The organism is Streptomyces sp. NPDC032126 (assembly GCF_055580085.1).
On the sequence record NZ_JBVIMA010000001.1, the window covers coordinates 532050 to 545769 of the forward strand.

The 13720-nt window shown below is 72.3% G+C and carries 10 protein-coding genes; 8 read left to right on the top strand and 2 right to left on the bottom strand.

Annotated features, from left to right (window positions below):
- Positions 1–62: 62 nt before the first annotated feature.
- Positions 63–1862 carry a gamma-glutamyltransferase gene (gene ggt / locus ACZ5NW_RS02245; protein ID WP_468741796.1) on the top strand — a complete coding sequence of 600 codons (1800 nt, stop codon included), beginning with the start codon at positions 63–65 and terminating at the stop codon, positions 1860–1862.
- On the opposite strand, the gene ACZ5NW_RS02250 is transcribed toward ggt, so the two are convergent.
- Both ACZ5NW_RS02250 and map read right to left on the bottom strand, forming a co-directional pair.
- Entirely contained in the window at positions 1857–4475 is a 2619-nt protein-coding gene (locus tag ACZ5NW_RS02250; protein ID WP_468741797.1) for an ATP-dependent Clp protease ATP-binding subunit, read from the bottom strand. The two genes, ggt and ACZ5NW_RS02250, sit on opposite strands and share 6 nt — an antisense overlap.
- Positions 4476–4680: 205 nt before the next feature.
- Complete coding sequence (map, locus tag ACZ5NW_RS02255) at positions 4681–5448, bottom strand: type I methionyl aminopeptidase (protein WP_468741798.1); 768 nt, start codon at positions 5446–5448, stop codon at positions 4681–4683.
- A gap of 32 nt (positions 5449–5480) precedes the next feature.
- On the opposite strand from map, the gene ACZ5NW_RS02260 reads away from it, so the two are divergent.
- From ACZ5NW_RS02260 to hydA, 7 genes are all read left to right on the top strand, one after another.
- A complete protein-coding gene (locus tag ACZ5NW_RS02260) occupies positions 5481–5732 on the top strand; it encodes a helix-turn-helix domain-containing protein (protein ID WP_468741799.1) in 252 nt (83 codons plus the stop codon).
- A gap of 148 nt (positions 5733–5880) precedes the next feature.
- Complete coding sequence (locus ACZ5NW_RS02265) at positions 5881–7329, top strand: hypothetical protein (RefSeq protein WP_468741800.1); 1449 nt, start codon at positions 5881–5883, stop codon at positions 7327–7329.
- A 176-nt stretch (positions 7330–7505) separates the two neighbouring features.
- Positions 7506–8348, top strand: a complete 843-nt coding sequence (locus tag ACZ5NW_RS02270; RefSeq protein WP_468741801.1) for a nitrilase-related carbon-nitrogen hydrolase — start codon at positions 7506–7508, stop codon at positions 8346–8348.
- Positions 8345–9631, top strand: a complete 1287-nt coding sequence (locus tag ACZ5NW_RS02275) for an aspartate aminotransferase family protein (protein WP_468741802.1) — start codon at positions 8345–8347, stop codon at positions 9629–9631. Before ACZ5NW_RS02270 ends, ACZ5NW_RS02275 begins: the two co-directional genes overlap by 4 nt.
- Before the next feature lie 23 nt (positions 9632–9654).
- Positions 9655–11220, top strand: coding sequence for a PucR family transcriptional regulator (locus ACZ5NW_RS02280; RefSeq protein ID WP_468741803.1), 1566 nt, complete (start codon positions 9655–9657; stop codon positions 11218–11220).
- A gap of 155 nt (positions 11221–11375) precedes the next feature.
- On the top strand, positions 11376–12218 hold the full coding sequence (locus ACZ5NW_RS02285) for a nitrilase-related carbon-nitrogen hydrolase (RefSeq protein ID WP_468741804.1): 843 nt from the start codon (positions 11376–11378) through the stop codon (positions 12216–12218).
- 94 nt (positions 12219–12312) lie between these two features.
- The gene (gene hydA / locus ACZ5NW_RS02290) at positions 12313–13716 is read left to right on the top strand and encodes a dihydropyrimidinase (RefSeq protein WP_468741805.1); all 1404 of its coding nucleotides are present in this window, start codon (positions 12313–12315) and stop codon (positions 13714–13716) included.
- Positions 13717–13720 lie beyond the last annotated feature (4 nt).

Consider the following 13720-nt stretch of genomic DNA (forward strand, 5'->3'; position numbering starts at 1 on the left):
GGTCTGTCGGGGCTCGGGGGATCTGGCTACGCTGCGCGGACGGCCCTGGACTGGAGGTGCGGATGCGTCGCTCTGCCGCGCGCAAACTGTCGGTGCTGGCGGTCTCGGCCGCCGTGGTCTCGGTGGGGGCGGCGGCGCCACCCGCCGCGCGGACCACGCCGGTCGGGAAGGTGCCGGTGGCGGCCGGATACGGCGGTGCCGTCGCCAGCGTCGACGCGGACGCCTCGGCGGCCGGCATCGAGGTCCTCAAGAAGGGCGGCAACGCCGTCGACGCGGCCGTCGCCACCGCCGCCGCCCTCGGCGTCACCGAGCCCTACTCCTCCGGCATCGGCGGAGGCGGCTACTTCGTCTACTACGACGCCAAGTCCCGTACGGTGCACACCATCGACGGTCGCGAGACGGCCCCGCTGACCGCCGGCCCGGACCTGTTCCTGGAGAACGGCGCGCCGCTCGCCTTCGCCGACGCCGTCACCAGCGGCCTGGGCGTCGGCACCCCGGGCACGCCCGCCACCTGGGCGACGGCCCTGTCCCAGTGGGGCAGCAAGGGGCTCGGCACCCTCCTGAAGCCCGCCGAGCGCCTCGCCCGCGACGGCTTCACCGTCGACGACACCTTCCGCGCGCAGACGGCGGCCAACGAGACCCGCTTCCGCTCCTTCCCCGACACGGCGAAACTGTTCCTGCCGGGCGGGCAACTCCCCGTCGTCGGCTCGACGTTCAAGAACCCCGACCTCGCGCGCACCTACGCGGAACTGGGCCGTGCGGGCGTCGGCGCGATCTACCGCGGCGACCTCGGCGAGGACATCGTCGACACGGTCAACCACCCGCCCGTGGACCCCGCGTCCGGCTGGAAGGCGCGCCCCGGCCGGCTCTCCGCCGCCGATCTCACGGCGTACCGCGCCAAACTCCAGGCGCCCACCAGGACCTCGTACCGCGGCCTGGACGTCTACTCCATCGCCCCCTCCTCCTCGGGCGGCACGACGGTCGGCGAGGCCCTCAACATCCTGGAGCGCACCGATCTCTCCCGGGCGAGCGAGGCCCAGTACCTGCACCACTTCATCGAGGCCAGCCGGATCGCGTTCGCCGACCGCGGGCGCTGGGTCGGCGACCCGTCCGCCGAGGACGTACCGACGAAGGAACTGCTCTCGCAGTCGTACGCCGACTCGCGCGCCTGCCTCATCAAGGACGACGCGGTGCTGACCAGCCCGCTCGCCCCCGGTGACCCGCGTCATCCGGCGGCCTGCGCGACGGGCGGCACGGCGGCGCCGACGACCTACGAGGGCGAGAACACCACGCATCTCACGGTGGCCGACAAGTGGGGCAACGTCGTCGCCTACACCCTCACCATCGAGCAGACCGGCGGCAGCGGCATCACCGTCCCCGGCCGGGGCTTCCTGCTCAACAACGAGCTGACCGACTTCTCCTTCGCCCCGGCCAACCCGGCCGTCCACGACCCCAATCTGCCGGGGCCGGGCAAGCGGCCGCGGTCGTCGATCTCGCCGACGATCGTGCTCGACAAGACCGGCAAGCCGGTTGTCGCGGTCGGATCGCCCGGTGGCGCGACCATCATCACCACCGTGCTCCAGGTGCTGACCGAGTTCCTCGACCGCGGGCTGCCGCTCGTCGACGCGATCGCCGCGCCGCGCGCCAGCCAGCGCAACCAGACCACCACCGAGCTCGAACCCGCCCTGTACTCAAGCCCGTTGAGGACCCAGCTGGAGGCCATCGGGCACGGCTTCCGGCTCAACCAGGAGATCGGGGCGGCGACGGGCGTACAACGGCTGCCGGGCGGCAAGTGGCTGGCCGCGGCCGAGACCATGCGGCGTGGGGGAGGGTCGGCGCAAGTGGTGCGACCGGCCTCATAGCTCCGGCGCGGGTGGCGGTTCGGTGGCGGGCGGCGCGGGCGTGGACGCCCCGGTGGCGGACGGCTCGGTGGTGGACGCCCCGGTGGCGTTCGGCTCCGTGTGGAAGGTGAGCTGCCCGTCCGCCACGTCCACCCGCACCCGGTCGCCCTTCTTGACCCGGCCGTCCAGCAGGAGGCGTGACATGCGGTTGTCGACCTCCCGCTGGATGGTGCGGCGCAGCGGGCGCGCGCCGTACTCGGGCTGGAAGCCGCGCTCGGCCAGCCAGTCCACGGCCGCGCCGGTGAACTCGGCGGCGATGCCCTGCGCGTCCAGCAGCCTGCGGGTCTTCTCCAGCAACAGATCGGTGATCTCCGTGAGTTGATCGCCCGTCAGCTGCCGGAACACGACGATCTCGTCGATGCGGTTGAGGAACTCCGGCCGGAAGTGCTCGCGCAGCGGCCGCAGGATCCGCTCCCGCCGCGCCTCCTCGTCCGCTTCGCCGCCGCCCGCGCCGAAGCCGATGCCGGAGCCGCTCCGGGTGATCGCCTCCGAGCCGAGATTGCTGGTCATCACGATGACCGTGTTGGTGAAGTCGACCGTGCGGCCCTGGGAGTCGGTCAGCCGGCCGTCGTCCAGGACCTGCAGCAGGATGTTGAAGACATCCGGGTGCGCCTTCTCCACCTCGTCGAGGAGCAGCAGCGAGTACGGGTGACGGCGCACGACCTCGGTGAGCTGACCGGCCTCCTCGTGACCGACGTACCCGGGCGGGGCGCCGACCAGCCGGCTGACCGTGTGCCGCTCCTGGTACTCGCTCATGTCGAGGCGGACCATGCGCTCCTCGCTGCCGAACAGCACCTCGGCGAGCGCGCGGGCCAGTTCCGTCTTGCCGACGCCGGTCGGCCCGAGGAACAGGAAGCTGCCGATGGGCCGGTCGGGGCTGGCGAGCCCGGCGCGCGAGCGCAGCACGGCGTCCGCGACCACCCGTACGGCCTCGTCCTGGCCCACCACCCGCTCGTGCAGATGCTCCTCCAGGCCCAGCAGACGGTCCTTCTCCTCCTGGGTGAGGCTGCTGACCGGGATGTGCGTCAGCCGGGACACCACCTCGGCGATCGCCTCCGCGGTGACCTCCAGATGCTGGCCCTCGTCGACCTCGCCGCCGCCGGTCGCGTCCTCGATGCGCTGCTTCAACTCCGTGATGCGGTCTCGTAGTTGCGTCGCCGTCTCGTACTGCTCGTCCGCGACCGCCTGGTCCTTGTCCCGCAGGAGCGTCTCGACCTCGCGTTCCATGGCCCGTACGTCCGTGCCCTTGGTGCGCGCCCCGAGCCGCACCCGGGCCCCGGCCTGGTCGATCAGGTCGATCGCCTTGTCCGGCAGACGGCGGTCGGTGAGATAGCGGTCGGACAGCTCGACGGCCGCGACGAGCGCCTCGTCGGTGTAACGGACCTGGTGGTGGGCCTCGTAGCGGTCGCGCAGGCCGCGCAGGATCTCCACCGTGTCCGGGATCGTCGGCTCCGGCACCAGGATCGGCTGGAAGCGGCGGGCCAGCGCCGCGTCCTTCTCGATGCGCCGGAACTCCTCCAGCGTGGTCGCGCCGACGATGTGCAGTTCGCCGCGCGCCAGGGCCGGTTTGAGGATGTTCCCGGCGTCCATCGAGCCGCCCTCCCCGCCGCCGCCCGCGCCGACGACCGTGTGCAGCTCGTCGATGAAGACGATCAGCCGGTCGGAGTGGGCGCGGATCTCGTCGACGATGGTGTTGAGCCGCTCCTCGAAGTCGCCCCGGTAGCGGGTGCCGGCCACCACGGCCGTCAGGTCCAGGGCCACCACCCGGCGGCCCACGAGCACGTCCGGCACGTCGCCGTCCGCGATCCGCTGGGCCAGCCCCTCGACGATCGCGGTCTTGCCGACGCCCGCGTCGCCGATCAGCACCGGGTTGTTCTTGCCGCGCCGGGAGAGCACCTCGATCGTCTGCTCGATCTCCTCCTCCCGGCCGATCACCGGGTCGATACGGCCCTGGCGCGCCATGTCGGTCAGATCGCGGCCGTACTTGTCGAGGGTCGGCGTCGACGAGGCGCGCTGCCGCTCGGGCCGGACGGCGGGCGGCGCCTCCGGGGCCTCCGGGGGCAGGCCGCCCGGCGCGAAGCGGGCCGCGTTCAGGATGTGGCCGGCCGCGGAGTCCGGGTTCGCGGCGAGGGCGCTCAGCACATGTTCGGGGCCGATGTAGCCCGCGCCCCGGGAACGCGCCAGGTCGTGCGCGTCGAGCAGGGCGCGCTTGGCGGCCGGGGTCAGGGAGAGGGAGGTCGGCGGCGGCGCCTCGCCCGGCGGGTGCAGGACCGGGCCCGAACGCTCGTCGATCTCCGACGCGAGCGTGTCGGGGTCCGCGCCTGCGCGGCTGAGCAGACTGCGGGTCGGCTCCGCCGCGAGGGCCGCGCGCAGAAGGTGTTCCGTGTCCAGGTCTCGGCTGCCGTGCTCGGCGGCGTACTGGGCGGCGCCGCGGACCAGCTCACGCGCGGGCTGGCTGAGGAGCTGGCCGATGTTGATCTGGCGGGGGCCGGGGCGGGGCCCGCCGAAGAAGCGGGCCAGGAATTCACCGAAGGGGTCGCCGTAGCCCTCCGGGCCGTTGAAGCCGCTGGTCATGGCGTTCCGTTCGATCGACGCTCGGTTCGGACGCGGGTGCCCCTTCCGTGCCGGGCTAAGCCATGGGGTCGGCCAGGGCACGTCTTCCACCATGGCACGGGTGGGGTGGTGCGGCATGTCCTGCCTGGCTTGTGCGGTTCTCGGGCTCTCCGCTGTCGGTGGCCGGCCGCGCCGTTCCCCGCGCCCCCCTTTCAGGCCGGTCGATTCATCGCTCGGTCAGGATGCGCGGCCCCGATTCCGTGATCGCCACCGTGTGTTCCGCGTGGGCCGCCCTGGAGCCGTCGGTCGTGCGCAGGGTCCAGCCGTCGCGGTCCGCGTAGTAGTCGTCCTTTCCGCCCGCGATCACCATCGGCTCGATCGCCAGGACCATGCCGTGGCGCAGGGGGAGGCCACGGCCGGGGCGGCCCTCGTTCGGGATCGACGGGTCCTCGTGCATCCGGCGGCCGATGCCGTGGCCGCCGAAGCCGTCGGGGATGCCGTAGCCCGCCGTGCGGCACACGGTGCCGATCGCGTGGGCGATGTCGCCGACGCGGTTGCCGACCACCGCCGCCTCGATGCCCGCCGCCAGGGCGCGCTCCGCCGTCTCGATCAGGCGGAGGTCCGCCGCGCGCGGGGTGCCGACGGTGAAGCTGAGCGCCGAGTCGCCGACCCAGCCGTCGAGGCGGGCGCCGAAGTCGGCGGAGACCAGGTCGCCGTCGCGCAGGCGGTAGCCGGTCGGGATGCCGTGCACGATCGCGTCGTTCACCGAGACGCAGAGGACGGCCGGGAAAGGGGTCGGCGCGAAAGAGGGGCGGTAGTGGAGGAACGGCGACGACGCGCCCGCCGCGCGCAGCGCGTCATGGGCCACCTCGTCCAGCTCCAGCAGGGAGACGCCCACGTCGGCGGCGTCGCGCACCGCCGTCAGGGCGCGTGCGACCACCTGGCCCGCCGCGTACATGGCCTCGATCGATGTGTCTGTCTTCAGCTCCACCATGCCAATTACTATACCGGTATTAGAATGGTGGCATGGTACGCACCCCGCTCACCCCCGAAGAGCGTGAACGCGGCGAACGGCTCGGCCGGCTGCTGCGCGAGGCCCGTGGCGGCCGCAGCATGGCCGAGGTGGCGTCGGTCGCGGGAATCTCCGCCGAGACGCTCCGCAAGATCGAGACCGGACGGGCCCCTACACCGGCCTTCTTCACCGTCGCCGCGCTCGCCACCGCCCTCGGGCTGTCCATGGACGAGCTGGCCGGGCGGTGCGCGCTCGCCGCGATCTGAGGGGCCGGGCGGGCCGGTCCGCGCGCACGAGCGTCGAGATCGCGCCAAGAGCGTGTCGCGTCCCCTTCGAAAACTCCCTGTAGCCGCGCTGTAACACAGCTGGTGTTCGCTCGGAGCCGAGTGTTCCGGGCGGGGCGGGGGTCGAGCGATGACGGTGGAACAACTCCCGGGGGAGGTACGGGAGTTCGCGCACTACCTGGACGGTCTGCTGGCGCGGCTGGACCAGAACGCCGGGTGGGCCGCCGTGTTCTGGCAGCGCGACCCGGAGGGCATGCGGGCCTGCGTCGACGGGCGTGAGGTGCCGCCCTGGGACGTGGTCGAGGCCCTGCTCCAGGATGTCGCCGCCGCGTACGGCACCCCGACCGCACAGCAGGAGGCCGAGCAGGCGCGGCCCTTGCACGCCGCCGCGCTCGTCGCGTACGACGCGCTGCCCGGCGGGCGGGACGCGCTCGGGGACCGCCTCGACGTGATGCTCCGCGAACAGCGCTACGCCGCCGAGCGCCAGGCCCAGCTCGGCAGACTGCTCGCCGCCGCCACCACCCGCGAGGAGGCCGACGCCCTGCGCGTGGACCTCGCCTGGGCCCACGACGACCACGAACGCGCCACGGCCCGCTGCGCGGAACTCCGGCAGCGGATGGCGGAGGCGGACCGGCGCGCGATGGCGGACCCGCGCTGGACCGGTACGGGTACGACCGGGGTCACCGTCCCCGTGACCGGCGGCGCCGGGGTGGGGGCGACGGCGACTGCTCCTGATACGACACCGGGTCACACCCGAGAGGGCGAGCCGGTACCGACGCCGGGCCACGGCGCCACGTCTCCCACCCCTGTATCTCCCGCCCAGGCCCCCGTGGTCCCGAAGCAACGCAAGCGTCGGCGAGGCAGTGCGCGCTTCGCCGGGATGGTCGAGGACGGCGATGACGCCGTCGCCGTGCCCGCCGAGGCCGTCGTTCCGGACCTGGCCCCTCCCGTCGTCGACGCCGGCCGCGGTCCCCGGGGCGCACGGTTCGCCGGCGCCGCCGACGACGTAGGGACCGTGCCGGAGCGACCGCCGGCCGAGCAGGTGGACGCGGCCGCGCGGAAGGAGACCGCCGAGGCCGTGCGGCGGCTGGTGCGGCTGCGGAACGAGGGGCGCAGCGGAGAGGCGCACGCGCTGCTCGTCGAGCTGGCGTACTGGCCCGCCCCGCGCATTCCGCTGCTCGCCGCCGAGCTCCAGCACGCCGGGCTCGGCGCCGACTGGGCCACCCTGCTGTGGGAGGCCGCCTCGCTGCCCGCCGACCGGCTCGTCGCCGCGGCGGACGCGCTCGTCGCGGACGGCCGCGGCGCGGACGGGGAGCAGATCCTGCGGCAGGGCGTCGCCCGGCCCGCCGACGAGATCGGCGAGGCCGTACGCGGGCTGGTCGCACAGGGCCGCCGCCGCGAGGTACGGGCGCTGCTCGACGCGTACGTCCGGGTCCGCGCCCCCGAAGAGGCGGCCCGCAGCGTCGCCCCGGACCCGCGCACCCTCGTACCGCTGCTCCTGGAGGCCGCCGGGGGCGTCTCGGACGAGCGCCGCTGGGACCTGGTGCACGCGTTAAGGGTCGCCGGATTCACCGCCTGACCGGCTCGGAGCGGACGGCACCGCCCCCGGGCACCCCGTTCACCGCACCGCCCCCGGGCACCCCGGACGCGATTCACCCGATCGAGTGGGCCCGCATCCTTCCCGGCAGGGGTTTTGCGACTTACCGTCGGCGTACACGCGCGTAGACGCTCTGAGGACCGTCGAAGGAGCAGCTCATGGCCAACGTCGTACGTGCCGCCCTGGTCCAGGCCACCTGGACCGGCGACACCGAGTCCATGGTGGCGAAACACGAGGAGCACGCCCGGGAGGCGGCCCGGCAGGGCGCGAAGGTCATCGGTTTCCAGGAGGTCTTCAACGCCCCCTACTTCTGCCAGGTCCAGGAACCGGAGCACTACCGCTGGGCGGAGCCGGTGCCCGACGGGCCGACCGTGCGTCGTATGCAGGCGCTCGCGCGGGAGACCGGCATGGTGATCGTCGTGCCGGTCTTCGAGGTCGAGCAGTCCGGTTTCTACTTCAACACCGCGGCCGTGATCGACGCCGACGGCACCTACCTCGGCAAATACCGCAAGCACCACATCCCGCAGGTCAGAGGCTTCTGGGAGAAGTACTACTTCAAGCCGGGCAACCTCGGCTGGCCCGTCTTCGACACCGCCGTCGGCAAGGTCGGCGTCTATATCTGCTACGACCGCCACTTCCCGGAGGGCTGGCGCCAACTCGGCCTGAACGGCGCCCAGTTGGTCTACAACCCGTCCGCCACGCACCGGGGCCTCTCGGCCTACCTGTGGCGGCTGGAGCAGCCCGCGGCCGCCGTCGCCAACGAGTACTACATCGCCGCGATCAACCGCGTCGGCCAGGAGATCTACGGCGACAACGACTTCTACGGCACGAGCTACTTCGTGGACCCGCGCGGCCAGTTCGTCGGGGACGTGGCGAGCGACACCAAGGAGGAACTCCTCGTCCGCGACCTCGACTTCGACATCATCGACGAGGTGCGGCAGCAGTGGGCCTTCTACCGCGACCGCCGGCCCGACGCCTACGACGGGCTGGTGCGGCCGTGAGCGACCTCTACGCCCGACACCGTCTCGTCCTTCCCGACTGGCTCGCGCTGTACTACGAGGACCCGCTGGAGATCACCCACGGCGAGGGCCGGCACGTCTGGGACGCCGACGGAAACCGCTATCTCGACTTCTTCGGCGGCATCCTGACGACGATGACCGCGCACGCCCTGCCCGAGGTGACGAAGGCGGTGAGCGAACAGGCCGGGCGGATCATCCACTCCTCGACCCTGTACCTCAACCGTCCGATGGTCGAACTCGCCGAGCGCATCGCGAAGACGAGCGCCATCCCCGACGCCCGCGTCTTCTTCACCACCTCCGGCACCGAGGCCAACGACACCGCCCTGCTGCTCGCCACGACGTACCGGCGCAGCAACACCGTCCTGGCCATGCGCAACAGCTACCACGGCCGTTCCTTCAGCGCCGTCGGTATCACCGGCAACCGCGGCTGGTCCCCCACCTCGCTCTCCCCGCTCCAGACGCTCTACGTCCACGGCGGCGTCCGTACACGCGGACCGTACGCCGGACTCGACGACGCCGACTTCATCGCGGCCTGTGTCGAGGACCTGAGGGACCTGCTCGGGCACACCCGACCGCCGGCCGCGCTGATCGCCGAGCCGATCCAGGGCGTCGGCGGCTTCACCTCCCCGCCCGACGGACTGTACGCGGCCTTCCGCGAGGTGCTGAACGAACACGGGATCCTGTGGATCGCCGACGAGGTGCAGACCGGCTGGGGCCGCACCGGCGACAACTTCTGGGGCTGGCAGGCGCACGGCAGGAACGGCCCGCCGGACATCGTCACCTTCGCCAAGGGCATCGGCAACGGCATGTCCATCGGCGGGGTCGTCGCCCGCGCCGAGATCATGAACTGCCTGGACGCCAACAGCATCTCGACGTTCGGCGGCACCCAGCTCACCATGGCCGCCGGCCTCGCCAACCTCACGTACCTGCTGGAACACGATCTCCAGGGCAACGCCCGGCGCGTCGGCGGGCTGCTCATCGAGCGGCTGCGGGCCGTCGCCGCGCAGATCCCGCACGTGCGCGAGGTGCGCGGACGCGGCCTGATGATCGGCGTCGAGCTGGTGCGACCCGGCACCGACCAGGCCGATCCGGACGCCGCGTCCGCCGTGCTGGAGGCGGCCCGCGCGGGCGGTCTGCTCCTCGGCAAGGGCGGCGGCCACAACACCAGCGTCCTGCGTATCGCCCCGCCCCTGTCCCTCACGGTCGCCGAGGCCGAGGAGGGCGCCGCCGTCCTCGAACGCGCTCTGCGGAGCCTGCAACCGTAGGACCCGAGCAAGGGAAAGCCGCCATGACCACCACCTTCGGGACCCTCGAACCGGCGCTGTCCGTGCGCCAGGTGCTGACCCTGGAACGGGTGCTCGCCGGGGAGCCCGAGGTGGTGGCCGGCGCGGCCCAGCTCGACCGGCCGGTGCGCTGGGTGCACGTGGCGGAGGCGCCCGATGTGGGCGTGATGCTCAGCGGCGGCGAGATGGTCCTCACCACCGGGGTGCTGCTCGCCGGCGACGAGGAGAAGCAGGCCGAGTACATCCAGTCCCTGCACCGCGCGGAGGCCGCGGCCGTCGTCCTGGGCCTGGGCCGGGCCTTCCCCGCGCCGCCGGACGTGATGCGGCGGGCCGCCGAGCGCTGCGGACTGCCCCTGGTCGTCCTCCACCGACCCTTCCCCTTCGCGGAGTTGACGGAGGAGGTCCAGTCCCGGCTGGTGCGGCGCAAGTTCGCCGCCGTCAGCCTCTCCGAGTCCGTGCGGACCGCCCTCACCGGGCTCATCACCGCGGGCGCCCCGCTGCAGCGCCTGCTCGACGAGATCGCGCAGCACAGCGCCTGCCCGGTCGTGGTCACCAACCTCGCCCACCGCGTCCTCGGCACGGCGGGGGAGCGGCCCGCCGTGGACGACGTCCTGCGCGACTGGGAACGCATCTCCCGGCAGGCCGGCGGCAGCGAGGGAGACGGCTGGATCCGCGCCGAACTCGGCGGGCGCGGCGAGCGCTGGGGGCGGATCGTGCTGTGCGGCTACCGTGGCGACACCGCCACCGGACGCCTGCTCGCCGACCGGGCCGCCGAGGCCCTCGTGCTGCACCGCATGCTCGGCGGCGCCTCCGCGCACACCTGGGAGGAGCAGTCCGCGCAGAGCCTGCTCACCGACCTGGTGAGCGGCGTCGTACCGGCCCGGCAGCTGCTGCCCCGCGCGCGGGCCGCCGGACTCCCGGTCAACCGGCGCACCTTCGTGCCGCTGGTCGTACGCCACGGCGAGCCGGCCGGGCTCGACCGGGTGCTGCGGATGCTGGGCCTGTCCGGACTGGTCGCCGAACTCGCCGACGAGGCGATCGCCGTGCTGCTCAGCCTCGCCCGCGACCAGGACGCGGCCACCCTCACCGCGCACTTCGCGGCCCGGCTGCGGACGGAGACCGGGTCGACGCAGACGGTGGTCGCCGCCGCCGACCCGCGCACCGCCTGGGACGACGTGCCCGCCGGGCTGCGCGAGGCCCAGCACGTCGCCGACGCCGTGGCCGACTCCGCGGCCGCCCTCGACCTGCCGGCCGTCGTCCGGCTCCGGGACGTTCATCTGCGCGGGCTGATTCGCCTGTTGCGGGACCACCCCCAGGTGCAGTCCTTCGCGGAGCGGGAGCTGGACGGGCTGCTGTGCCCGGCCGACGACGACCTGCTGGCCGTGCTGCGCACCTACCTCGCCACCGGACGCAACAAGTCCCGCACCGCCCAGCTCCACCACGTCTCCCGGCCGGCGCTGTACCGCCGCCTGGAGGCGATACAGGGCCGGCTCGGTGTGGACCTCGACGACTTCGAGCAGGCCGCGTCGGTGCTCATCGCGCTCCTCGCGCATGACGCGCAACAGAGCTGAAACATGCCACGACCTGGGAAAACGGCGGTGAAACATGGGTCCACGCAAGGGTGACACCGTGGCACGCCGCACACCCGCAGACGTGACACGCTGCACCTCAAAGCCGGTTTTCGGACTTCCTAGTCTTCTCGCACACCGAGCGACCGGAGGTCCCGATGAGCAGAGTGATCCGTGCCGCCCTCTTCCAGACCGCGTGGACGGGCGACAAGGAATCGATGATCCAGGTACACGAGCAGGCGGCCCGCGACGCGGCCGCGCAGGGCGCTCAGGTGCTGTGCTTCCAGGAGCTGTTCTACGGGCCCTACTTCTGCCAGGTCCAGGACAAGGCGTTCTACGAGTACGCGGAGGCGGTTCCCGACGGCCCGATCGTCCAGCGCTTCCAGGCGCTCGCCAGGGAACTCGGCCTCGTCCTGATCCTGCCGATGTACGAGGAGGAGCAGCCCGGCGTCCTCTACAACACGGCCGCCGTGATCGACGCGGACGGCCGGTACCTGGGCAAGTACCGCAAGCATCACATCCCCCAAGTGCCGGGATTCTGGGAGAAGTTCTACTTCCGCCCCGGCAACGCCGGCTGGCCCGTCTTCGACACCGCCGTCGGCCGCATCGGCGTCTACATCTGCTACGACCGCCACTTCCCGGAAGGCTGGCGGGCGTTGGGCCTGGAAGGCGCGGAGATCGTCTTCAACCCCTCGGCCACCTCACGCGGCCTGTCCCGCTATCTGTGGCAGCTGGAGCAGCCCGCGGCGGCCGTCGCCAACGAGTACTTCGTGGGCGCGATCAACCGGGTCGGTGTCGAGGACCTCGGCGACAACGACTTCTACGGCACGTCGTACTTCGTGGACCCCGAGGCCCAGTTCGTCGGCGAGGTGGCGAGCGACAAGGAGACCGAACTGGTCGTCCGCGACCTCGACCTGGCCAAGCTGCGCGAGGTCCGCGACCGCTGGCAGTTCTTCCGCGACCGCCGACCCGACGCGTACGGCCCGCTGACCGCTCCCTGACCGCCGCCGGGCACTCCCGCGGGCCCGGTGAACGGGGGTCGGGCCCGCGGGGCACGCGCAGCCTCCAGCAACGTCCGTCAAAAGGAGAGGGAGCATGAGCAGCCGTACCGTCATCCGCGGCGGCCTCGTCGTCACCGCGTCCGACGAGATCCACGCCGACGTCCTCATCGAGGACGGCCGCATCGCCGCGCTCGCGGCCTCCGGGACCCCGGCCGCCGAGGCGTGGACCGCCGAGCGGGTCATCGACGCGAGCGGGAAGTACGTGATCCCGGGCGGCGTCGACGCCCACACCCACATGGAACTGCCCTTCGGCGGCACCTCCGCCTCCGACACCTTCGAGACCGGCACCTGCGCCGCCGCCTGGGGCGGTACGACGACCATCGTCGACTTCGCCGTGCAGAGCGTCGGCCACACCCTGCGCGAGGGCCTGGACGCCTGGCACGGCAAGGCCGAGGGCAACTGCGCCATCGACTACGCCTTCCACATGATCGTCTCCGATGTGAACCAGGAGACGCTCAAGGAGATGGACCTGCTGGTCGAGGAGGGCGTCACCTCCTTCAAGCAGTTCATGGCCTATCCCGGCGTCTTCTACAGCGACGACGGCCAGATCCTGCGCGCCATGCAGCGCTCCGCCGACAACGGCGGACTGATCATGATGCACGCGGAGAACGGCATCGCCATCGACGTCCTCGTCGAGCAGGCGCTGGCCCGCGGGGAGACCGATCCGCGCTACCACGGCGAGGTCCGCAAGGCCCTTCTGGAGGCCGAGGCCACCCACCGCGCCATCAAGCTCGCGCAGGTCGCCGGCGCGCCGCTGTACGTGGTGCACGTCTCCGCGATGGAGGCGGTCGCCGAGCTGGCGCGGGCGCGTGACGAGGGGCTCAACGTCTTCGGCGAGACCTGCCCGCAGTACCTGTTCCTGTCGACGGACAACCTCGCCGAACCGGACTTCGAGGGCGCCAAGTACGTGTGCAGCACGCCTCTGCGGCCCAAGGAGCACCAGGCGAAGCTGTGGCAGGGACTGAGGACGAACGACCTCCAGGTGGTCTCCACCGACCACTGCCCCTTCTGCTTCGTGGGTCAGAAGGAGCTCGGCCGAGGCGACTTCTCGAAGATCCCCAACGGTCTGCCGGGCGTCGAGAACCGTATGGACCTGCTCCACCAGGCCGTCGTCGACGGACACATCAGCCGCCGCCGGTGGATCGAGATCGCCTGCGCCACCCCGGCCCGTATGTTCGGCCTGTACCCGAAGAAGGGCACCATCGCCCCGGGCGCCGACGCCGACGTCGTCATCTACGACCCGCACGCCGAGCAGATCGTCTCCGCCGAGACCCACCACATGAACGTCGACTACTCGGCGTACGAGGGCAAGCGGATCACGGGCCGCGTCGAGACGGTCCTCTCCCGTGGCGAACCCGTCATCACCGAGCGGGAGTTCACCGGACGCGCCGGGCACGGCGCCTACACCCCGCGCTCGACCTGTCAGTACCTCAACTAGGAGA